Genomic DNA, 22,470 nt, shown 5'->3' with positions numbered 1-22,470 from the left:
TTACTTTAAAGGCTCGATTATCGAGCCTTTTTTTGTGCTTTATCGGCATACATTCGTGCGTCTGCAACAGCAAGTAATTTAGTCAGCGAGCAAGGCTGCTGATCTGAAAAATCGGCAATGCCATAGGAAAAGCTAAGTTCAACTTGATTATTAAAACTATTAGGTAAGTGACTGAATGACAAAAATAAACGCTGCATAATAGCCTCGCAATCACTGGTATTTAAATCTGTAAACAAAATTACAAACTCATCACCGCTCAACCGCGCATATAAATCCGCTTTGCGACAGCAGCTTTCCAGCAACCTTGCAAAATCTTTTAGCAACCGATCGCCTGCAGCATGACCGAACTGGTCGTTAATTGCTTTAAAGTTATCTAAATCTATAAATACCAATTTTGCTTTTAAATGCTGGCGAATGCATAAATCAAGGTAATGTTCAGCTGTGCTAATAAAACCCCGACGATTGGGTAATAAGGTAAGCTCATCTGTGGTTGCTAATTGCATAACCGCAAACTCACGCTCGACAATTGCTGCAAAGTCTTTTAAAACTTTAGTATCTTTATTGTTAAAACTGCGAGGTTGGTGATCAATAAGGCACAAAGTGCCAATTCTATTTCCTGATTTAAGTGTGATTGGGCAACCTGCATAAAAACGAATATTTGGGTCACCCATTACCAGCGGGTTATCTGCAAAACGTTTATCGTTTAAGGCATTTTCAACCACTAGGGGGTCTTTATATAAAATTGCATGGGCGCAAAAAGAAATGTCTCTTGCAGTCTCTGTCACATCTAACCCCACACATGACTTAAACCACTGTCTATGCTCGTCAATTAAGCTAATGACACAAATTGGCACAGAGAAAAACTGTTGGGCAAGGCGAGTGATTCGGTCAAAGGCGGGGTCGCTCTGAGAGTCTAATACATCCAAAGAGCGAAGCTCTTCAAGCCTTGCTTGCTCATTTAACGGCACTGCTGGTCGTTCCATTAGATTGCCTTTTGATCAAAATCACATGTATTTCTTAACCCTAGCAGAAAAAAATGGTCTATTGCATACAAACAATTTCTTAAATTTCTGCTATGCCCATGTATCTAGGTGTTTATTACCCTCTTCATCTTCTTCTATGGCATTTTTACCGCTTTTATCATCTTTTTTAGCAGCTTTTTTTCGTCGCTCTATTTCTCGTTTTTGGCGTTTTTCAAGTTCAATTCGCTGCACGTTCGCATCTTTTACGCCCGCAATGTGAAATGCGCCTTTACTTTCTAACTGTAGCCGTGTAATTCGACCTAAAAAGGGGATCATGATATCCATTTGTACCTCCTATCTATCCATTTATTATCGGCGGTTATAGCATATACTTTAATTTCGCAAAAAAATGCTTGCCAAATATTAGCAAAGCATGTTTATCTATATACGTAACTTATTTAAACAGATTTACGTACTGGTTTATACAAACGAGTGCAATACAGGAAAAATTATGCGCTTCAATCTGACAACTATCCATCATCACCATCATTCACCGGAATAGCCTGTCAGGTTTTTCGCTGAGAGGTTATTCCTAAAAGGAACCTCTGGCGAGCAATCAACCCAATTATTTATTTTCGCCCTGAGGTTCCCTCGGGGTTTTTAGTTTTTGAATTAAAGGAAAATGAATAATGAGCAATACCAACCGTTTACGAATCGCCATCCAAAAAGGCGGCCGCTTATCAAAAGACTGCCAAGAGTTGCTAAAGCAACTTGGTGTGAAATTAAATCTTCGTGAACAACGTTTAATCGCACACTCTACCAATATGCCAATTGATGTACTTCGTGTACGCGATGACGATATTCCGGGCCTAGTAATGGACGGTGTGTGTGATTTGGGTATCGTAGGTGAAAACGTACTTGTTGAAGTACAAGCCGAACGCGAACGCCAAGGTGTGGAATTCGAAGTAAACAAACTTTCTAAGCTTGATTTTGGTTACTGTCGCCTTGCACTTGCATGGCCGCAAGAACTTGGTCCACAAAATAAAAGCTGGTTCGAAGGTAAACGCATTGCCACTACCTACCCAGAAATCTTAAGCCAATACCTAAAACGCGAAGGTATTAACGCAAGCACAGTTATGTTAACGGGCTCTGTTGAAGTTGCGCCGCGTGCTGGTTTAGCTGATGCAATTTGTGACTTAGTATCTACAGGTGCAACGTTAGAAGCAAACGGCTTAATGCAAGGCGATACCATCTTAGAATCAAACGCATGTTTAATTCAAAACAAGAATCTAACTGATCAAAGCAAACTTGATTTAATCAATACGCTAATGCCGCGTTTACGTGGTGTACGCCAAGCAAAAGAAAGTAAATACATCATGCTACACGCACCAAAAGCAAAGCTTGATGAAGTATGCGACTTACTACCTGGCACAGGTCAACCAACTTTACTATCGCTTGCTGGTAGCGACGATTATGTTGCGCTACATATGGTTAGCAGCGAAACCCTTTTCTGGGAAACAATGGAACAGTTAAAAGCACTAGGTGCTAACTCAATTCTTGTTATGCCAATTGAAAAAATGATGGAGTAATTATCCATGTTTCGCTGGAATGAGGAAAATCAACAAGCACAGCAGGCGGTACTTACCCGCCCTGCTGTTACTGCAAGTAAAGAGGTTGAAGCAATTTGCATCGACATCTTAAATGCAGTTAAAGCACAAGGTGACGCAGCGTTATTAAAGATGGCAAAAGAGTTTGATAAGCGCGAAACACCTCGCTTATTAGTGCCAGTTGAAGAAATAAACCAAGCTGAGCAGTTATTATCAAACGAGTTAAAAGCCGCTATCGAAACGGCCTACGCCAATGTAAAACGCTTTCACCAAGCACAATTACCTAAAGATATTAAGTTAACAACGCAACCTGGCGTATTGTGTGAACTTAAATATCAAGCCATTGAAGCGGTAGGTATTTACGTGCCAGGTGGCAGTGCGCCACTGCCATCGTCAGTAATTATGCAAGGGGTGCTTGCACAGTTGAGTGGTGCACAAACCGTTGTGCTTACTACACCTGTGAAAGCCGATGAAACTATCAACCCTGCCATTTTATATGCGGCAAAACTATGTGGTATTAAAACCATTGTAGAAAGTGGCGGCGCCGGAGCGATTGCAGCGATGGCTTACGGTACAGAATCAGTGCCTAAAGTGAACAAGATTTTTGGCCCGGGAAATAGCTTTGTCACCATGGCAAAACAACTTGTTGCGCAAACTATTCCAGGTATGGCGATTGATATGCCAGCGGGCCCTTCTGAAGTGCTAGTGATTGCTGATGAGCGTGCAAACCCAGAGTTTATTGCGGCAGATTTATTATCGCAAGCGGAGCACGGTGCTGATTCACAGGTTATTTTACTGTGTAACAGCGAGCGTATTATTGAAAAAACACAGCAAGCATTAACAGAGCAGCTAGCAAAATTAAGTCGTAAAGACACTGCCGAGCAAGCCCTAGCAAACTCAAGCTTGATATTAGTCGACTCGGTTGAGCAAGCCTTTGCAGTGTCTGCGCAATATGGTCCTGAGCACCTTATTCTACAGCTTGCTGATGCGCAGCCTTATTTAAGCTTAGTGAAAAATGCCGGTTCAGTATTTGTGGGTGATTACACTCCGGAGTCTGCAGGTGACTATGCATCTGGCACGAACCACGTACTACCAACGTATGGTTACAGCGCGACCTATTCGAGCTTAAACTTACTGGACTTCTTTAGAACTTACACAGTGCAAACCATCAGTAAAAATGGCTTACGTGAATTATCTAAAGCAATTTTACCTTTGGCTGCAGCAGAGGGGCTTGATGCTCACGCCAATGCTGTTTCGATTCGTCTTGAGGCTATGAACAATGAGCGATAATTCAAAAATAATAACACTGTTGCCAGATAACATTGCAGCGCTTACAGCCTACAGTTCGGCGAAAAGTGAAAAGCTGACAGGCACAACGTGGTTAAATGCCAATGAAAGCCCGTATTCACGTACGCCAAATATCAATTTAGCTGATTTAAATCGCTACCCAGATCCGCAGCCTCAGCAAGTGATCACTCGTTACGCTTGCTATGCTAATTTAGAGCCAGAGCAAGTACTGATGACTCGTGGCGCTGACGAAGGTATTGAACTATTAGTACGTACTTTTTGTAGCCCTGCTAAAGATAGCATTGCACTCTTTTTGCCAACTTACGGCATGTACAAAGTCACTGCTGATACCCACAACATTGCAATTAACGGTTTAACTCAAGAGCTGTTATTAAAAGGCACCGTTGATGAGATTGTCACTGCGGTTGCTGATTCAAAGTTGGTGTTTATTTGTAATCCAAATAACCCTACCGGCAGCATGACAAGCCTAGACAAAATCAGAAAAATCACCCAACAACTTGCGGGTAAAGCGATTGTAGTGGTGGATGAAGCTTATATAGAATTTTGCCCAGAACAAACAGCGGCAAGCCTGATCAACGAGTTTAGTAACCTTGTGGTACTAAGAACCTTATCAAAAGCATTTGCACTTGCAGGTTTAAGAACGGGCTTCACGCTAGCCAACAGCGAGCTACTTGCACCTATTCGTAAAGTGATTGCGCCTTACCCTGTATCAACGGTGGTGGCGAGCATTGCCTCAGATGCATTAAGTAGCGACAACATCGCTTCAATGCGCCGTCAGGTGACAATTCTAAATAGCTTAAAAAGCAAACTAAAAAGTTGGCTCGAGCAATCACCTGCCGTTATCAAAGTACTGAGCGGTGAAGGTAACTTTGTCACTTTAAAATTAAAAGACAAACAATCATTTAATATCGCACTTGAGCAAGGACTCGTAATGCGTGCCTTCACTTTATATGGCGAAGATGATTGGTTACGAATTTCTATCGGTAACGAGCAAGAACTAGAACAAGTAAAAGTTTGGTTAGATGGCTTATCACTGACCAGTAAAACAGTAGAACAGGAATTATCATGAGCAACCCATATTTATTTATTGACCGCGATGGCACGATTATCGAAGAGCCTATCACCGACAAACAGGTTGATAGCCTCGAAAAATTAGTGTTTTTGCCGAATGTGATCCCTGCTCTATTACAACTTCAAGCGGCAGGTTACCGCCTTGTTATGGTTTCAAACCAAGATGGTTTAGGCACTGATAGCTTCCCGACCGCTGATTTTGATATTGCTCAAGACAAGATGATGGATATCTTAAACAGCCAAGGGATTAAATTTGATGAAGTTCTGATCTGCCCTCACTTTGATGAACAAAATTGTGACTGCCGTAAACCAAAAACAGGCTTACTTACTGAGCTTATGCGCTCAGGTAAAGTCGATTTAGCGCGTTCATTTGTGATTGGCGACCGCCAAACTGACATCGGACTTGCCAATAACTTATGCTGCGAAGGCATTTTGTATGACGGCAGCTGGGATGCCATTGTCACTAAGCTGACAACCGCAAACCGTGAAGGCCGTGTCACTCGTAATACCAAAGAAACGCAAATTGATGTGCAAGTTAATTTAGACCAAACAAAAAATGGCGAAATTAGCACTGGCCTTGGCTTTTTCGATCACATGCTTGACCAAATTCGTACTCACGCCAATATCGGACTTAATATTCAAGCCACTGGCGACTTACACATTGATGAGCACCACCTAGTTGAAGATATCGGCATTGCACTTGGCCTTGCCCTTAAACAAGCGCTAGGTACAAAAACGCAAATTGGTCGCTATGGTTTTGCACTCCCTATGGATGAATGTAAAGCAGAAGCGCAAATTGACTTATCAGGCCGTGCCTCATTTGTATTAAACGCCGATTTTAGCCGTGAAAAAGTCGGCGACTTAGACGTGCAAATGGTTGAACACTTCTTTAAAAGCTTAAGTGATAATGCCGCCATGAGCCTAATTCTGTCGGTTAGCGACGGTAACTGTCATCACCAAGTTGAAGGCTTATTTAAAGCGTTTGCAAGAGCACTTCGCGCTGCGATTGCAAAAGATGCTTCACAACAAACTGCCAGCTCTAAGGGGTGTTTATGATTGCCATAATTAATACTGGTTGTGCCAACATTAACTCAGTTCGTTTTGCCTTTGAGCGCTTAGGGAAGACGCCAGAGGTGATCACCTCACCTGAGCAACTAAAAGGCTTTGAACGTGCGATTTTACCCGGCGTAGGTCATGCTTCTGTTGCCATGAAGCGTTTAAAAGACGGTGGTTGGCAGCAAGCAATTGATGAATATCAACGCCCGCTAATGGGCATTTGTTTAGGCATGCAATTACTTTGCGACAGCACAGAAGAAGGCAATGTTGATTGCCTTGGCAAAATTCCGGGTGTTGTTAAGCACTTAGATGTGGGCACATTAACCTCACCACACATGGGGTGGAATGACCTAAGCGTGTTAAAAGAGCATGCCCTTACCAAAGGGTTATCGGCACAAGATCAAGTGTACTTTGTGCATAGCTTTGCTCACACAGTGAACGATGCCACCCTAGTTAGCGGTGAATACGGGCAAGCTTTTTCAGCAATTGTTGCTAAAGATAACTACGCAGGCATGCAGTTCCACCCAGAGCGAAGCGCCAAAGTAGGCACGCGACTTTTACAAAACTTTTTAGATTGGCAGCTGTAAGCTCAGCAAACAAATAAGAGAAATAAACGTGATTATTCCAGCACTCGATGTATTACAAAACCAAATTGTGCGCTTATACCAAGGTAAGTATGATACAGCACAGTTTTACCCTTACGAACTTGGCGCACGCTTACAAGAGTACGCAAACAGCGGCGCAGGCAAACTGCACCTTGTTGATTTAGAAGGCGCGCGCGATCCAAATAAAAAACAGTGGCAGCATATTCAAGCTGCGACTAAAGCGCTTAATGTGCCTTATCAAGTGGGCGGTGGTATTCGCTCTGAGCAAGATGTTGCTGACTGGCTTGAAGCTGGTGCTAACCAAGTCGTGATCGGCTCAATGGCCGTTGAAAAGCGCGAACAAGTAAAGGCGTGGATTGAAAAATTTGGCAGCTCTCACTTTGTTATCGCACTGGATGTTAATAAAACTGACAACGGCTGGGCGCCAGCAACACATGGTTGGTTAAGTGAATCTGAGTTTGGTTTGTTCGAACTTGTTGATTTTTACGTGGCACTGGGTGTGGTTGATTTTCTGTGTACTGACATCAGTAAAGACGGCACCATGACCGGTCCTTCGTTTGCACTTTATGAAGATTTAACCAACCACAACAGCGAGATTAAAGTTCAAGCTTCAGGTGGTGTAAGCTCACTTGATGATATTGCAAAGCTGAAAAAACTGGGCGTTGGCGGAGTTATCTTAGGTAAATCATTGCTCGATAGTGCCTTTAATGTTGAGGAGGCGTTAGCATGTTATCAAAACGCATAATCCCTTGTTTAGATGTAAAAGACGGCCAAGTCGTTAAAGGTGTTAAATTTAAAGGCCATGAAGTAGTTGGTGATATCTTAACGCTTGCTAAAGCTTACAGCGATGCCGGTGCGGATGAACTGGTGTTTTATGAAATCAGTGCCAGCGTCGAAAAACGCCTACTTGATGTCAATTGGGTTGAGAATATTGCACGCCACATTGATATTCCATTTTGTGTGGCAGGCGGCATTAAATCTGTTGCTGATGCAGCACGTGTTTTAGAACGTGGTGCAGATAAAATCAGTATTAATAGCCCTGCAATTGCTCGCCCAGAGCTTATCAAAGAATTACACGATGAGTTTGGTAAACAATGCGTGGTTGTGGGTATTGATAGCTTTTATGATGAAACCACTGGCGAATATTTAGTGTACCAGCTGACTGGCGATCCTAATGCATCAAGCCGTACTCGCTATAAAACCGAAGAATGGGTTAAGCGCGTGCAAGACCTAGGCGCTGGTGAAATTGTACTCAACTGCATGAACCAAGACGGCGTGCGTAAAGGCTACGACAATGTTCAGCTATCAAAAATGCGTGCACTGTGCGATATTCCACTAATTGCATCGGGCGGCGCAGGTACGATGCAGGACTTTGTTGATGTATTTCAACAAAGCCAAGTTGATGGCGCGCTCGCAGCCAGCGTATTTCACAAGAACGTCATTGATATTGGCGAACTAAAACAATTTTTAACTGATAATAATGTAGCGGCAAGACTATGCAATTAACCAAAGACACTCTTTCTCAAGTCGATTTTGCTAAAAGCGAATTGATCCCAGCTATTGTGCAAGACGCACGCTCTGGGGTGATTTTAATGCAAGGCTTTATGAATCAAGATGCATTAGCTGCCACTTTCGACAAACAAAAAGTAACCTTTTACTCGCGTTCTAAAGAGCGTTTATGGACCAAAGGCGAAACATCAGAAAACTACCTTGAAGTCGTCTCTGTACACACCGACTGCGATTACGACTCACTATTAGTACTGGCAAACCCACTTGGGCCAACATGCCACCTTGGTACACAAAGCTGCTTTGGCGATGATGCTAAACCTAGCTTGTCGTTTTTAGCTGAGCTTGAACAAGTGATTGTCTCGCGTAAAGACGATGATCCAAGCAAAAGCTACACTGCGTCTTTGTTTGCAAAAGACTTAAGCCGTAGTTGCCAAAAAGTGGGTGAAGAAGGCGTTGAAGTTGCCCTTGCAGCCATGAAACATGATAACGATGAATTAACCAATGAATCGGCAGACTTACTGTATCATTTAACTGTGTTATTGCAGCGCCAAGGCCTATCATTGGCTGATGTGGTGAGCTGTTTACAAGGTCGCCATAAGTAAATTAAGTTCAGTTAGATGCACCTTTTTAGGTGCATCTTTTCAATTTATAAACTATTACATTCAGACTGTATACTTCTAAACTCTAAATGCCAAAAAGCTTTTCGATAGTAAAAAGTTTTTAAACCCTTTAAACCTTTTTTATCATCACCTGCGACTAAGCTAATAACACCATAGATATGAAGGGAAGAACCATGTTAAGTACAGTAAAAACACTCTCACTCATTGCCGCAAGCTTATTATCAGCACAAACTTTTGCTTGGGGTGATATGCCACTACAAGACACGAAAAACCTAACGCTAGATGCAGCTTCACTAAGCGCTTTGAAAGTAGAAGCCGGATCTGGTTTTTTACACATAACCGGTAGTGACAGTGATGAAGTAACCGTTAAAGCCGAGATTTATCAAGAAAAGCCTCATGATGAATACTGCTTAAACCTTGAAGCCAAAGGCAATAACGCAGCACTTAGTGCAGGCCAGTGCGATTACCACACCAATAAGCAAACTCGCATTGATTTAACTGTTGCGATCCCTCGTTCATTTAATGTAAATGTGCACGATGGGTCGGGTGAAATTATTATCAGCAAAGTTGCGAATACTGTTATCAACGATGGTTCAGGTTCAATTACCGCAAATGACATTACAGGCACATTAGAAATCAATGATGGTTCGGGTAGCATAGAGGCACGTAATATCAGCCGTGATATTAAAATTCATGACGGCTCAGGTAATATTGATGTTGCCAATGCACAGGGCAATATTGAAGTACATGATGGTTCAGGCGGTATCGATTTAAATGATATTTCTGGTGATGTTGTCGTTTCAGATGGCTCAGGCAGCATTCGCGTTGACACCGCAGCAAACTTTGAGTTACTAAGTGATGGCTCTGGTTCAGTAAAAGTAACCAACATAGCTGGTAAAACTAAGATATAAGCCTGCGCTTTTACCATATACGCAACTAAAATGCCCTCCTTTACGAGGGCATTTTGCTTTGTAATCACCAATCTTTATTAGCATTTTTACAAGGGCTTATGTATCCTTTAGGAAACGTTTAAGGAACTGCTATTTAAAAGGATAGCCTGATATGAAAAAGCCACTCGCCGCCTTACTAACTGGCCTTGTTTTAACAGGTTGTACAGGACTAACAACTGAACAACAAACAGCCATTGATAACTTAACCCCTTGCGAGAAAATTAACGCCCTATTAGGTGCTTACGATAACCGCTTTGAAGGCTTAAAACGTAGCCGTGTAAATACTAAATACATGGAAACATGGACAGCAAAATACAACCTTATTGCCGATAACTGTCAAATCACGGCGCTTGATAAAGACAATGTTACCTACCGCTGTGTAGGCAACTACGAGCAACAGCAACAAGCTGTTGTCGATCACACCCGTGCGGTTAATTTTACCCAAGCTTGTTTAGCGGGTAATAATTGGCATCAAACACAAAAAGAGTCAGCTGAATCGTTACGCACCACGTTTGTGCTTGACGAAAACAACCCTGTTATCTCAATTCATTCGGGTAAAACCCTATCACGCAAACAGCCTTGGTCTACCACGCTTGAAATTGGTAAGCCAATTGAAGGCAAGTAATACTCTCATGAAGGCTATATTAGCCTTCACATCACTATGACACATTCAAAAATACCAACCAGCCAATACAAAACAGATTGCATCGGTCAATGTCATCGCCTAAATGGTTATTGCACTGGCTGTGGTCGCAGTAATGATGAGATTTTTGATTGGATCATTTTATCCGAGCAAGAAAAGCAAGCGATTTTAAACACTCCTCGCCCTGACATAAAAGCGAAATAGTTCTGACACCCAAGCGTCATTAAAGCTTGTTAGCCTGATTCAAACTGACCATCAGGTAACGATAATGACCGCTATTTTTGTAATCAACTTAGTAAGTTCTACTGAACGATTGAACCGTGTAAGCCATGAACTCAACGCACAAAATTTGGCATTTGAACGCCTTGATGCAATTGATGGTAGAGAGCTGTATGATACAGAGATAGCCAAGCACTATAGTGCTGATTTAAACCTAAAAAAATACCACAAGCCATTGAGTAAAGGTGAAATTGGATGTTACCTGAGTCACAGAAAAGCATGGCAAACCATTGTCGATAGGCAATTAGATTACGCCATTATTTTAGAAGATGACTTTGTTCTCGACCGCTCTATTCACAGTGCAATTGAAAACATTAGTACATTAAAACAGCCTTGGCAGCTAATAAAATTGGCCGCTTATAAAGACCGAAGTCGGGAAATTGCCTTTACAAAACACCTTGCTGATGAGCAACACTTAGTCATTCATAAAAAGCTTATGTCTGGCTGCTGTGCAACTGCTGTTAGTTTTGAAGGTGCAAAAGCACTGTTAAAAGCCACAGCCACATTTGGCCGCCCCGTTGACTGCGATTTACAGCATGTGTGGGAAACAGGTGTTTATGGGTATTCTTTGCTGCCTTACCCGGTATCACAACCCGATAATTCACAAAGCGATATTAGGGATAGATCAGTCAAAGTTAAAAAGTCGTTTTGGCGACGTAAAAAACAGCAGCTACAAAGTGCACTACTAAACGCAAAATACACTAATCAGTTTGTAAAAGCGCAGCAAGTACCAAGCAAAAAGAAAGGAACCGCAGCCCCTCTCTTACCAATCAAAAACCATTAACGATTTATTTAGCCTGATTTGGGTGGTCAACACCCATCCATGCTTTAAACAATGCCATTTGAGCTGGTGTTGCATCTTTTAATGCTTTGACCTTTTTCTCTTTATCAAAATCTTCGCTAAGTGTTAGCGTTGTGCTTTGCAGTGCATCGCGTCGAATGAAATCAACAGTCACTGTGTCGCCTGCTTTGAACGTTTCGAGGCTGGCTGTTAAATCTTTACCCACATGCTTTTTGTTAAACGCGACGATTTTATCATCCGTTGTTAAGCCCGCTTGCCATGCAGCGCCACCACGGCGAACATGCGTTAGGGTTAATAACTCACCGCTGTTTTTAGCAAACGAATCAATACTCGGTACTGATTTTGCGCCTTCTGGGCGAATTAAACCTAAGCCTACTTTTGCAAGTAGCTCATCAAAGTCGATAGCAGCTGGCTCGTCCACATTCGATTGCCACCAAGCACTGTAATCACGACCAGTTAGCTCTTTTAAAATCGCTTTAACATCATCTGGCGTAAAACCATCTGGTAAACGGTGCTTGTTATAAAGCGCACGGTGTACATCGCGGTAACTAATTTTGCCATCGCTTTTTTCTAGCAAATCAATATCGAGTGCCATTGAAATCAACGCACCTTCTAAATAGATATTAGTGCTGTAGTTGCGAGCGTGGTCGCCGCCTTGATTAATCCACTTATCAAAACTGGTTTCAGTTGCGCTTTGTACTTCACGACCCGGTGTTTGTAGGTGGCGATTAACGGTTTTTGTTAACGTACCGAAGAACTCATCGGTTGTTTCAATACCAGCGCGCACCATTAAGTGATCTTCAAAGTAGCTGGTTGAGCCCTCTGCAATCCATAATGTTTTCGCGTAGTTAATATTGGTGTAGTCGTACGGTGCGATACCTTTAGGGCGGTATGCTTTTACGTTCCAAGTATGAATAAATTCGTGTGCTGCGGTGCTGATAAACGCAAGGTAATCTTTACGAGAACCAAAACGGTCACGTGGGCGTTGGATAATTGTTGAGTTTAAATGCTCTGTTGCACCGCCTGCTCCTGACGTAGCATGCACCATAAATACATAACGCTCATACGGGTAGCTATCCCAAATTACATTACCGGTTGTCACTAGCTTTTTAAGGTCAGTTAGCATTTGATCTACGTCGTAGTTGCCTTCACCCCAAATAACTAACTCATATTCACGGCCATCAACGGTGAACTTGTGTAGCTCGTTGATACCCGTTTCGATTGGTGAATCAACTAAAATATCGTAATCAGCGGCTTTAAAACTGTGTTTAGAGCCCGCATTTTCCATACCCGATACTGAACGCCATGCTTTTGGTACATCTAGTTCAACTTTAACTGGATCTTGACGGAATGATTCACTGAACATGAAAAAGCCTGATGCATCAATGAAGGCATGGCTGTCATCAATATGACGAGCACGTTTACCTAGCTCGTTAGCGTACACTTGGTAATCTACATTGACTTGAGTAGGTTCGTTTAGGTGAACACGCCACGTGCTGTGGTCAATTTTTTCCCACTCTAATGCCTTACCATCATCATCTTTTGCTTCGAAAAAGCGCACGCCATTGGCAAGATTTAAAATTTCGTAACGACCAGTACGCCAAGCAGGAAGTTTAATATCTAAATGTGCTTGTGCAGTTTGCGGAAACTCAACACTTACATTACCTAGGTGGTGTTCAGGCTGAGTAATAGACAGTGAGTAGTTTACATCTGCAAACGCACTGCTAGAACAGGCCGCCAAAATAGACATGGCCAAAAACTTTTTCATAACAACTCTTTTTATTACTATCAAAATTACCAAATAGACTAACAATTGCGATAAAAAATGTGAATTAAAAACCGATAAACAGCCATTGCAACAAGTTTGATAGACAAAATGGCTAAGTTTTTGACTTGGAACCTACATTTCGTACTATTTTGTTGTAAACTTAGCTTATAGACAGTTGATTAATAACGGCGGTATTACTCGGTGCAGCAACAGCATGATCTTCTTAATAAAAAGTTAAAACAAGCAATCGATGCCCGGACGGTTGTTGAGGATGCACGCAAACACCAAGTTGAGGTTCTTTCTCAGTTTGCTGCAAAGTTATCTCTAAGTTGTAAGGGCTTAGATATTGAGCTAGATAATCGCCTCGCTAAGTTTAGAAGTGCTCTGAAAAAAGGGGTTGACTTTAACCTTCTTTCACCTTTTATTGATGATGTTCTAGGGCTATTAAAACACCAAGAAGCAAAGCAAATTGCTTTACAACGCGAACTTAACAACAGTGTCACTGATGCAGGAAAGCAGCTACAAAAAGTAAAAGGTTTACCGGATGATGCCCGTCGTTCTTTACGCCATTTGCTTGATCATGAGTTAAATAACATCCAATCTAACCATGACTTTATCCCTTTATTATCTAAGCTGGTAATAATTTATCATCAAGCTTTACAGGCAAAGCTTTCGACAAAAAGTGAAACTGAATCACAAATTAAACCCGAGCTTGCAGCCGAACTACTTAACCTAGCAAATGATCTCGTTTTAGAGGATGAAAGCGCTGAACAAATCAAAGCAGTAAAGAATAACATTACACATAACGACTGTATTGATGATTTACTTGATTCTGCTCTAAAAATTATCACGATTATTACTCGTAATATGAGTAAAGAGCGTCAATCAGCACAGAGTTTTTTGATCTCTTTAAATCAAACAATTGAAGATTTACATCATTCAATTGTTTCAACCAGTAAACATTCTGAGTCACTTAGCGCTGAGTACGAGTCGCTAAATAAGCAAATAGAAGCAAAAATTAAAAACCTTAATACTCAGACGCAACAAGCAACGTCAATATCGTCCCTCAAAGAGCTAGTCGAAGAAGAGTTAAAATCATTAAGTGATGATTTAATTGCAAAAGAAAAATTAGAACAGAGTGAAAGAGAGCATTTATTAAATAGCTTTAACGACATTAATAAAAGAATAAGTCATTTAGAAAGCAAACTCTCAACTTACAAAAAACGGTTAAATGAACAACGCTATAAAAGCTTACTTGATGGTTTAACAAAGCTACCAAACAGAGCCGCTTTCGATGAACGTTTTAATCATGAATTTCATTTATTTAACATCCAAGAGTCTGATGTGACATTTGTGGTGCTTGATGTCGATCACTTTAAATCTATTAATGATAGGTATGGCCACAGTGCTGGCGATAAAACATTGCAAGTTATTGCTAAAGCACTACAAAAATCAATTCGTAAATCAGACTTTATTGCCCGTTACGGTGGTGAGGAATTTGTGTTATTAATGACAGGCATGTCTATTGAAAATGCAGTTAGCTCTCTTGAAAAACTGCGCAAAAATATTCAGGCAATACCGTTTAAATTTAAAGATAAGCAAGTAGAAATCACTATTTCTCTTGGTGCTACCCAACTTAAAAAAGGTGATACCCCGCTGATTGCTTTTGATCGTGCCGACGATGCTCTGTACAAAGCAAAAAATGAAGGACGAAATAAAGTTTGCATTAGCAAATAAAGCCCTTATCTCAATGGTGAGGTCTTTGACACACAATGATAAAGGCTCATAGATGAGCCAGGAGAGTGCTTATGTTAAAACAACTGAATCCTACAGGTGTACTGGATTTACTATCGCAACTAGAAGTTGATCTACTCGAACAGTCATCCACCAGCGAGCGCTATAAATTATTTAGGAACTGTGTGCTCGCGGTTCTCAATGTGGGCAGCCACACCGATTCAAGCTCTGAAATTTACAATAAATACGAAGACTTTGATATTCGCTTATTAAGCCGCGAGCGTGGTATTAAAATTGAACTTGAAAACCCACCCGAATCCGCTTTTGTTGATGGCGAAATTATCACTGGTATACATGAACATATCTTCTCGGTTATTCGCGATATTCTGTTTATTTGTCAAAAATACGAAAAAGACTTAACAGAGCAAAAAACCATTACTCATATGGTCTTCGACATGCTGCGAAATGCAGGCGCACTGAGAGTAAATAGCGACCCGAGCATGATAGTTTGCTGGGGCGGCCACTCAATTAACGAAGTTGAATACAAATATACAAAACAGGTTGGCTACGAACTCGGCCTTCGTGGCTTAAACATTTGTACTGGTTGTGGCCCAGGTGCAATGAAAGGCCCAATGAAAGGTGCCACCATCGGCCATGCTAAACAGCGTATTACAGATAATCGTTACTTAGGTTTAACCGAGCCAAGTATTATTGCCGCTGAGCCACCTAACCCGATTGTAAATGAATTGGTGATTTTACCCGATATCGAAAAGCGCTTAGAGGCATTTATTCGTACCGCACATGGCATTATCATTTTCCCAGGTGGTGCAGGCACTGCAGAAGAGTTGTTATACCTTTTAGGTATTTTGTTGCATCCTGATAACGAAAAACAATGTTTACCAGTGATCCTTACAGGGCCTAAAGAAAGTGAAAACTACTTTATTGAGCTGTGTAAATTCGTTGAGAAAACACTCGGTAAAGCGGCGCTTGAGAAATTTGAAGTAATTATTGATGACCCTGAACGTGTGGGTAAAACACTCAAAGCGAAAATGGCTGATGTGCGTGAATACAGAAAGAGTCAAGGTGACGCTTACTACTTTAACTGGACGCTAAAAATCGACCATGATTTCCAACAGCCGTTTGCACCAACTCATGCTAATATGTCGAGCTTAGATTTACATTTAGATCAACCAACTCAGCAACTCGCAGCTAACTTACGCCGAGCATTCTCAGGCATTGTTGCAGGTAATGTTAAAGACGAAGGTCTACAAGCCATCAAACAACATGGCCGCTTTGTACTCAGTGGTGAGCCTTCGTTAATGGCTGATATGGATAAGCTGCTGGCAGCATTTGTAGATCAAGGTCGTATGAAGTTGCCTGGCAGTAAGTACATCCCTTGCTATGAGATCAAAGCTTAACAGGAGACTATGTGACAACCCAATTACTTTTAATAGATGCGCTAAATCTTATTAGGCGCATCTATGCTGTTGATAGTAATCAGAGTCATCACAGTGAAGAGCATATGATAAAAGCAAGCTGTGCCCGAGTGGCACATGCTTGCAAAAAGTTACGCCAGCAAACGAATGCAACTCACGCGATTGCCGTGTTCGATGGTGAAAGAAGTTGGCGTTATCACTACTTTGAGGCGTACAAAAGCACTCGCTCACCAATGCCTGACACCCTCAAGCAAAACTTATCACGCTTTAAACAAGCAATTGAAGACACAGGCATTGTGGTGTTTTCACCTGATAACGATGAAGCCGACGATATCATTGCCACCCTTGCTTACAAAGCAGCTACAAATAAAGTAGCTTCGACTATCGTGTCTACTGATAAAGGCTTTTTACCGTTTTTATCTGAACAAATAGCTATCTATGACTACTTTAAAAAGCAATACATTGAAGTTGAAGATATTAAACAGCGCTTTAATGTACCAAAGCATCGACTTGCTGATTTTTGGGCTTTGGCAGGCGATAAAACCAATGATATTCCTGGTGTTAAAGGGATCGGTAATAAGTCGGCACAGCAATTAATTAATGATTATGAGTCGATAGAAGCGGCCATAAACGACGATGAGCTAAACCCTACTCTTAAACGCAAGCTAAGCTCAGAAATGGAGATGTTTGTGATATCAAAAAACCTCGTCATGCTGCGTACTGATATTAACTTAGGCTTTAGTTTAAAGCAGCTAAGGCTCAATTAGTCGCAATCTCGTAGCACAGTTGGCCAACTGAGCGTATACTGAAAATTCGCGTTAATTTTATAGAGTTACACATGTTTAAAAAGGTTTTCCAATATCTGGTACTTGGGTTAGGTGTTTATGCACTGATTGCAACCCTCGTGATCACTTTTTATAAAGATGATCCGCAAGCCATGATCTGGCAAGACCGTGAAGCCTTCAATAAGCGATATATTGCAAAGCTGTCTGTTGATAAACCTGAAAATCTAAATGCGGTGCTTGATTATTTAGGCAGCCCCGATCTAACCTATGCAAAACGCACCGAAGACAATGTTTGGCAAATAATTTTTTACCGCACTCAGCACGTTAAATCCGATGGAATAACGACAATAGACGAGTGCACGGGCCTACTTTTTAAGAATGGTCAGTTGGTGTTATGGGGGCCAAGTGCCTATGAAAGCTATCAACAAGAAACCTAAACGCTTATGATGGAAAATGTAACCCCTCGGGAGCTAGCGCGCTTATTTGATAGTACGCACCAATTACTTAAACTTTACCATCAAAAGCAAAAATGGTCTCAAATCTTCCCTTTATTAAGTAACCTTGCTGAGCGGTACTACCTATTATACCAAGCCTACCCAAAAGGGATGCAAGCGCAATTAAGCTTGTATGTAGCGAACCACGGCTACACCACAAATTTAGTTGTAAACCAATGTGTTGTAGCCTGTATTTTATGCCGTAGTCTTAATTACAACCAAGCTATTAGTGAGCAAATTATTAGTTGCTGCTTAGCTAATTACCTGTGCGTGCAATCGCAAAGTAATAAATTAGCAGCAAGTAAAGCACTCACCCCGCAAGATAAAAAACTATGGCAATGCCGTCATCAATTAGCGGCAAAACTACTAAAAGAGTCAGGCTCGCATACACTGCCTATTCAGCATTTATTAGCGCGTCTAAATAAGTATAAACAAGCACTACTAAGTGCACCGAAAATTATGATTTACGATGGTGCAACAACCTTAGTTGCTTTGGCTAATATTATTGCGATGAATACGACTTATCGCGAGTCAGGTGGGCACATAAGCGTATACAAAGCGTTAGCTGATATATATTTGCGTACACCGAACGAATTTGCACAAAATGCCATAAAAGCTCTGATTGCGCATATTGGCCCTTACATTCCGGCCAGTGAAGTAAAATATGCCGAACAAGTACTTATCTATTTAGCGACAGATGAACATGGTCGTCATATTTTAGTCGATGTGAGTCGTCCTGAAAAAATTCGTTGGCATCGCATCAAGGCAAGCTTAACGACTTGCGCTAAGCAAAGGCCTTGTAAAGATACTCGCTTGCTCTACACAGTATGGTTTAGTGAGAACATAAGTTTTGCTGAGCCACAACCAATAAATGAGCAACGTAGGCAACAATATTTAACGTTAATTAGTGCATTAAAAGTATCAAAAGAATATAGCTATCAAGGTTTAAATAAGCTTTTAAGCCCCTACCCTGAATTAATAACACAGCTCACTGTTGCCGCTAAACCCTATAATAAAGAGCAGCAAAGAGCTAAAGACTTGCGCCATTGTTTATCTATGGTCGGATACGATAACGCCCCTGCGATTATTCAAAAAGTATTATTTCAACGCTTAGTCGCAACCACCTCTCACCCACTTTTTCAGCATATCTCTAAGCGGCTTGAGAACATGGTACGTATTATCCAAGCGTTATTTAAACACATCGATTCAATTCAATTTGAGCAGGTTGCTTTGCCATTGTATGCCTATGTTCTTTATCTTTGTGAACATCAAGCAACCAGTATTTCCCGTAAAACGGTATTTGAACAAGCTGAAAAACAAGTGATTAGCCCTCCTCTTGGCTGTTTGTTTGGGGTTAGTCAATTAAACCAAGAACCACTAACGGCGTATTTAAATCAACTGATTGGCGATAACAGTTGGACACAACATTTACTTGGTAGTGAGCAACATGATAAACAAACACTTGATATCAATGAAAAGCATTGGGTCGCGATTAAGCTATTTACTTATTATGTTTTTCAGCCAAAAGCACTTTTTAGTAGTTGGCAGGAACAAATTATTTTCGATAGTTTATCGGCCGCTGGATGGCAATCAAAAGCAGATTTTTATGCATATCTCAAAAACTGTGAATTTGCAGACAATTTTTAGATTGTGTTGTTAAAAAGTGCGAAAACGTTAAATAAATATGAACTTTAGTCTATTTATAGTCAGTATTCACAGGATAAACTGGCAAAAAGCTGAATAAATTGCTATAAAAGCCGCTTAAATTTTCAAACACATCCACGTAAACCCTCTAACAAGTAAATCGCATGCTATTTCGCGATAAGTTTACGTGTTTATCTACTCATAAATAGGAAAAGTAAATGGCTAAACAAACCATCACAGTGATCAAAGGCGACGGCATTGGTCCTAGCATTATTGATTCAGCACTTGAGATCCTTAAAGCTGCAGGTTGCGATTTTGATTATGAATTCGTTGATGCTGGCCTTGCTGCCCTAGAAAAAACTGGTGAGTTACTTCCGCAAGAAACAATCGACACAATCGCGCGTAACAAGATCACTTTAAAAGGTCCATTAACAACACCAGTTGGTGAAGGTTTCACTTCGATCAACGTAACTTTACGTAAAAAGTTTGGCCTTTACGCTAACGTTCGTCCTGTTAAGTCATTTGCAGGTACAAAAGCTCGTTACGATGACATCGACATCATCACTATTCGTGAAAACACGCAAGGTATGTACTCAGGTCTTGGCCAAGTTGTTTCTGAAGATGGTAACGAAGCTGAAGCAATGTCAAAAATCACCCGTGAAGGTGCAGAAAAAATCGTTACTTTTGCATACGAACTAGCGGTACGTGAAGGCCGTAAAAAAGTAACTGCTGTACACAAAGCGAATATCCTTAAATCTACATCTGGTTTATTCTTAAAAGTTGCACGTGAAGTAGCTGAGCGTTACCCACAAATCGAATCAACCGAAATGATTGTTGATGCAACTTGTATGAAACTAGTTATGACTCCTGATGAGTTTGATGTAATCGTTACTACAAACTTATTCGGTGACATCCTATCTGACCTATGTGCTGGTCTTGTTGGTGGTTTAGGTATGGCTCCTGGCGCAAACATCAGTGAAGATGCTGCTATCTTCGAAGCTGTACACGGTAGCGCACCAGACATCGCAGGTAAAAACCTTGCAAACCCAACGTCGGTGATCTTAGCATCTATCCAAATGTTAGAGCACTTAGGTATGGGTGACACTGCAGAGCGCATCCGCAGCGCAGTTGCTGATGTTATCAAGTCAGGCGACCGTACAACTCGCGACCTAGGCGGCAACCACGGTACTACAGACTTCACTCAAGCTGTAATTGAGCGTCTATAATAGAACACTTGTTTGGGGCTAATAAACTTAGCCCTTAACCACCTAGCAAAAGCCAGTCTACGACTGGCTTTTTTATTACCCCACTTAACCAGACACCCACTTTATCTAACAAGATTTAAACACATAAAACTAGACACCCACATTTATTCTTTCAAAATACTAACCAGACATCCAATTTAATATTTCTCACTTCTCAAAATTATGACTAAACTTACACTGTTCAACTCATGGAGGAGAAGAGCATGGCAACCCCTCGTAGAAACTTAATTAGCGTTTCAAACACGCCTTATTATCACTGCATTTCACGCTGCGTTCGTCGCGCTTTTTTGTGCGGGCAAGACCCACTAACTGGTCGTTCATATGAACACAGGCGCGATTGGGTTGAAAAGAAACTACTTCAACTTGGTCGTGTATTTTGTATTGATGTTTGTGCTTACGCAGTTATGAGTAACCATACTCATCTAGTACTTCATATTGATATAGCAAAAGCAAATCGTTTGAATAATAAAGCGATTCTGATTAGATGGCACAAGTTATTTAAAAGTACATTCCTTTGCCAACAATTCTTAAATGGCGAATTGCTAACACAAACCGAGCTCGCTGCGGTTAATGCCAGAGTAAATTTATATCGAGAGAGGCTCAGTAGCATCAGTTGGTTTATGCGCGTTCTTAATGAGAGTGTTGCTCGAAAAGCAAATCAAGAAGATGACTGTAAAGGTCGTTTTTGGGAAGGTCGCTTTAAATCACAAGCTTTACTTGATGAAGCAGCTCTTGCAGCTTGCCTTGCTTATGTAGATTTAAACCCTGTAAGAGCGAAAGCGGCTGATTTACCTGAGCAATCTGACTACACCAGTATTAAATCTAGAATTAATGCAGCTCAAAACAATAAGCAACCAAAATCACTTATGCGTTTTGCAGGTAAACCACGTAAACATATGCCTAACGGACTACCTTTTGAGCTCAAAACATACCTACAACTCGTCGATTGGACTGGCCGCTCAATACGAGAAGATAAGCCAGGGAGAATCCCCGAAGATGCGTTACCAATTCTTGAACGATTAAATATTTGTATTGATAACTGGCTTACACTCACCACTTCCTTTACCCGCTCATTTAAAAATACTGCAGGTAAAGAACAAGCTATCACAGCTTATACAAATCATATGAAACGAAAACGAAGAAGCTCTATAGCTAATAGCTTAGCCTTATTTACTTAGTTACGCATTCTACACTAGAAATCAACCTTGCAAACCCAATCCTTTTAATTCTAGGAGCATAACGACTTTTGCAACTAGCGCTGACCAGTATGTAAAACTAAAAATTAACTCAGCACATAAGGCTGAAATTTAATAAATAACAATGAAAAATGACTATTCTTTCTGGCAATTCAGCTTGTTCTCAATAATTCACATCTTACTTAAGCTACATCTTTTTAAAAATAAGCTGGGTGTCTCATTAAACTGATTAAATATAAGTTGGGTGTCTATTTAAAAATATCCAAACCTTATTGTAGCGAGGTGTTAAAGTGGGTGTCTAATTATAAAAAAGAAACCTATTCTGATAGTAGCTAAGTTATGCAAGGCAGTAACGTAAATGTATTATCTATTGGTTTGATTAGCCATTTTCCACACGAACAATTCAATGCATAGTTACACCCCAAAATAATGACAACTAAGCATCTAGATGCAGAAAAAATATCAAAAAATGAAAATAAAGAAAAATTAATGCAAAAAGCCACATTTTCGGTTGACATCAGTTTCCAAAACGCTTAAAAATACTCCTAACATTTTTTAAACAGCAGCCATCTAGTCGGCTGTGCATTTTTTAGAAGAAAATTAAAAAATAATGAATATTCGCCGTCACCTTTTAGTCGTCAACGTTCTCGTACTGGTCTTAGTTACAAGCCCAGCGGGAGGCTATTAAAAGGTGAAAGCACGCTTTTTAAAAAACCCCCGCCATATGCGGGGGTTT

Annotated in this window: 22 protein-coding genes; 19 read left to right on the top strand and 3 right to left on the bottom strand. The window is 40.9% G+C overall.

The window, feature by feature from the left end; all coding sequences use genetic code 11:
• Positions 1-17 precede the first annotated feature (17 nt).
• Together IMPJCBKJ_RS14830 and IMPJCBKJ_RS14825 are read right to left on the bottom strand one after the other, a co-directional pair.
• Positions 18-983, bottom strand: a complete 966-nt coding sequence (locus IMPJCBKJ_RS14830; protein WP_166340838.1) for a sensor domain-containing diguanylate cyclase — start codon at positions 981-983, stop codon at positions 18-20.
• A 90-nt stretch (positions 984-1,073) separates the two neighbouring features.
• A complete protein-coding gene (locus IMPJCBKJ_RS14825) occupies positions 1,074-1,307 on the bottom strand; it encodes a hypothetical protein (RefSeq protein ID WP_054552021.1) in 234 nt (77 codons plus the stop codon).
• A gap of 344 nt (positions 1,308-1,651) precedes the next feature.
• Between IMPJCBKJ_RS14825 and hisG the strand changes: the two genes are divergently transcribed.
• The 12 genes from hisG to IMPJCBKJ_RS14765 all read left to right on the top strand — a co-directional run bounded on the left by hisG (position 1,652) and on the right by IMPJCBKJ_RS14765 (position 11,394).
• Positions 1,652-2,551 carry an ATP phosphoribosyltransferase gene (gene hisG / locus IMPJCBKJ_RS14820; RefSeq protein ID WP_138616628.1) on the top strand — a complete coding sequence of 300 codons (900 nt, stop codon included), beginning with the start codon at positions 1,652-1,654 and terminating at the stop codon, positions 2,549-2,551.
• A 6-nt stretch (positions 2,552-2,557) separates the two neighbouring features.
• Positions 2,558-3,859 (top strand): histidinol dehydrogenase, encoded by a 1,302-nt coding sequence (hisD, locus tag IMPJCBKJ_RS14815; protein ID WP_166340837.1) that lies wholly within the window; start codon positions 2,558-2,560, stop codon positions 3,857-3,859.
• Complete coding sequence (gene hisC, locus IMPJCBKJ_RS14810) at positions 3,849-4,946, top strand: histidinol-phosphate transaminase (RefSeq protein WP_166340836.1); 1,098 nt, start codon at positions 3,849-3,851, stop codon at positions 4,944-4,946. The genes hisD and hisC overlap by 11 nt, the downstream gene beginning before the upstream one ends.
• Entirely contained in the window at positions 4,943-6,004 is a 1,062-nt protein-coding gene (gene hisB, locus IMPJCBKJ_RS14805) for a bifunctional histidinol-phosphatase/imidazoleglycerol-phosphate dehydratase HisB (RefSeq protein ID WP_054563884.1), read from the top strand. The genes hisC and hisB overlap by 4 nt, the downstream gene beginning before the upstream one ends.
• Positions 6,001-6,591 (top strand): imidazole glycerol phosphate synthase subunit HisH, encoded by a 591-nt coding sequence (gene hisH / locus IMPJCBKJ_RS14800; RefSeq protein WP_054552016.1) that lies wholly within the window; start codon positions 6,001-6,003, stop codon positions 6,589-6,591. The genes hisB and hisH overlap by 4 nt, the downstream gene beginning before the upstream one ends.
• Positions 6,592-6,619: 28 nt before the next feature.
• Positions 6,620-7,354: a 1-(5-phosphoribosyl)-5-[(5-phosphoribosylamino)methylideneamino] imidazole-4-carboxamide isomerase gene (locus tag IMPJCBKJ_RS14795; RefSeq protein ID WP_166340835.1), complete on the top strand. Its 735-nt coding sequence runs from the start codon at positions 6,620-6,622 to the stop codon at positions 7,352-7,354.
• Positions 7,336-8,115: an imidazole glycerol phosphate synthase subunit HisF gene (hisF, locus tag IMPJCBKJ_RS14790; protein WP_054563887.1), complete on the top strand. Its 780-nt coding sequence runs from the start codon at positions 7,336-7,338 to the stop codon at positions 8,113-8,115. Before IMPJCBKJ_RS14795 ends, hisF begins: the two co-directional genes overlap by 19 nt.
• A complete protein-coding gene (gene hisIE, locus IMPJCBKJ_RS14785) occupies positions 8,106-8,720 on the top strand; it encodes a bifunctional phosphoribosyl-AMP cyclohydrolase/phosphoribosyl-ATP diphosphatase HisIE (protein WP_054552013.1) in 615 nt (204 codons plus the stop codon). Before hisF ends, hisIE begins: the two co-directional genes overlap by 10 nt.
• Before the next feature lie 191 nt (positions 8,721-8,911).
• Entirely contained in the window at positions 8,912-9,649 is a 738-nt protein-coding gene (locus tag IMPJCBKJ_RS14780; protein ID WP_166340834.1) for a hypothetical protein, read from the top strand.
• A gap of 151 nt (positions 9,650-9,800) precedes the next feature.
• Positions 9,801-10,313, top strand: coding sequence for a hypothetical protein (locus tag IMPJCBKJ_RS14775; RefSeq protein ID WP_166340833.1), 513 nt, complete (start codon positions 9,801-9,803; stop codon positions 10,311-10,313).
• A gap of 36 nt (positions 10,314-10,349) precedes the next feature.
• A complete protein-coding gene (locus tag IMPJCBKJ_RS14770) occupies positions 10,350-10,535 on the top strand; it encodes a DUF1289 domain-containing protein (protein ID WP_054552009.1) in 186 nt (61 codons plus the stop codon).
• Positions 10,536-10,599: 64 nt separating this feature from the next.
• Positions 10,600-11,394 carry a glycosyltransferase family 25 protein gene (locus tag IMPJCBKJ_RS14765; protein ID WP_166340832.1) on the top strand — a complete coding sequence of 265 codons (795 nt, stop codon included), beginning with the start codon at positions 10,600-10,602 and terminating at the stop codon, positions 11,392-11,394.
• 4 nt (positions 11,395-11,398) lie between these two features.
• On the opposite strand, the gene IMPJCBKJ_RS14760 is transcribed toward IMPJCBKJ_RS14765, so the two are convergent.
• On the bottom strand, positions 11,399-13,180 hold the full coding sequence (locus IMPJCBKJ_RS14760) for a PDZ domain-containing protein (RefSeq protein ID WP_166340831.1): 1,782 nt from the start codon (positions 13,178-13,180) through the stop codon (positions 11,399-11,401).
• Between the two features lie 201 nt (positions 13,181-13,381).
• On the opposite strand from IMPJCBKJ_RS14760, the gene IMPJCBKJ_RS14755 reads away from it, so the two are divergent.
• From IMPJCBKJ_RS14755 to IMPJCBKJ_RS14725, 7 genes are all read left to right on the top strand, one after another.
• Complete coding sequence (locus tag IMPJCBKJ_RS14755) at positions 13,382-14,917, top strand: GGDEF domain-containing protein (protein ID WP_138600731.1); 1,536 nt, start codon at positions 13,382-13,384, stop codon at positions 14,915-14,917.
• A 71-nt stretch (positions 14,918-14,988) separates the two neighbouring features.
• Positions 14,989-16,332 carry a nucleotide 5'-monophosphate nucleosidase PpnN gene (gene ppnN / locus IMPJCBKJ_RS14750; RefSeq protein ID WP_054552005.1) on the top strand — a complete coding sequence of 448 codons (1,344 nt, stop codon included), beginning with the start codon at positions 14,989-14,991 and terminating at the stop codon, positions 16,330-16,332.
• Positions 16,333-16,343: 11 nt separating this feature from the next.
• Positions 16,344-17,117 (top strand): flap endonuclease Xni, encoded by a 774-nt coding sequence (gene xni, locus IMPJCBKJ_RS14745; protein ID WP_166340830.1) that lies wholly within the window; start codon positions 16,344-16,346, stop codon positions 17,115-17,117.
• A 71-nt stretch (positions 17,118-17,188) separates the two neighbouring features.
• The gene (locus tag IMPJCBKJ_RS14740; protein ID WP_054552003.1) at positions 17,189-17,572 is read left to right on the top strand and encodes a DUF3192 domain-containing protein; all 384 of its coding nucleotides are present in this window, start codon (positions 17,189-17,191) and stop codon (positions 17,570-17,572) included.
• A 6-nt stretch (positions 17,573-17,578) separates the two neighbouring features.
• On the top strand, positions 17,579-19,276 hold the full coding sequence (locus tag IMPJCBKJ_RS14735) for a hypothetical protein (RefSeq protein WP_166340829.1): 1,698 nt from the start codon (positions 17,579-17,581) through the stop codon (positions 19,274-19,276).
• Positions 19,277-19,491: 215 nt separating this feature from the next.
• Positions 19,492-20,499, top strand: a complete 1,008-nt coding sequence (locus IMPJCBKJ_RS14730; RefSeq protein WP_166340828.1) for an isocitrate dehydrogenase — start codon at positions 19,492-19,494, stop codon at positions 20,497-20,499.
• 242 nt (positions 20,500-20,741) lie between these two features.
• Positions 20,742-21,716 carry a transposase gene (locus tag IMPJCBKJ_RS14725; RefSeq protein WP_166340827.1) on the top strand — a complete coding sequence of 325 codons (975 nt, stop codon included), beginning with the start codon at positions 20,742-20,744 and terminating at the stop codon, positions 21,714-21,716.
• The last annotated feature ends 754 nt before the right edge of the window (positions 21,717-22,470 follow it).

The organism is Pseudoalteromonas sp. MB47 (genome assembly GCF_011319765.1).
In the GTDB taxonomy this organism is placed as follows: domain Bacteria; phylum Pseudomonadota; class Gammaproteobacteria; order Enterobacterales; family Alteromonadaceae; genus Pseudoalteromonas; species Pseudoalteromonas simplex.
This window is presented reverse-complemented; position numbering and strand designations above follow the sequence as displayed.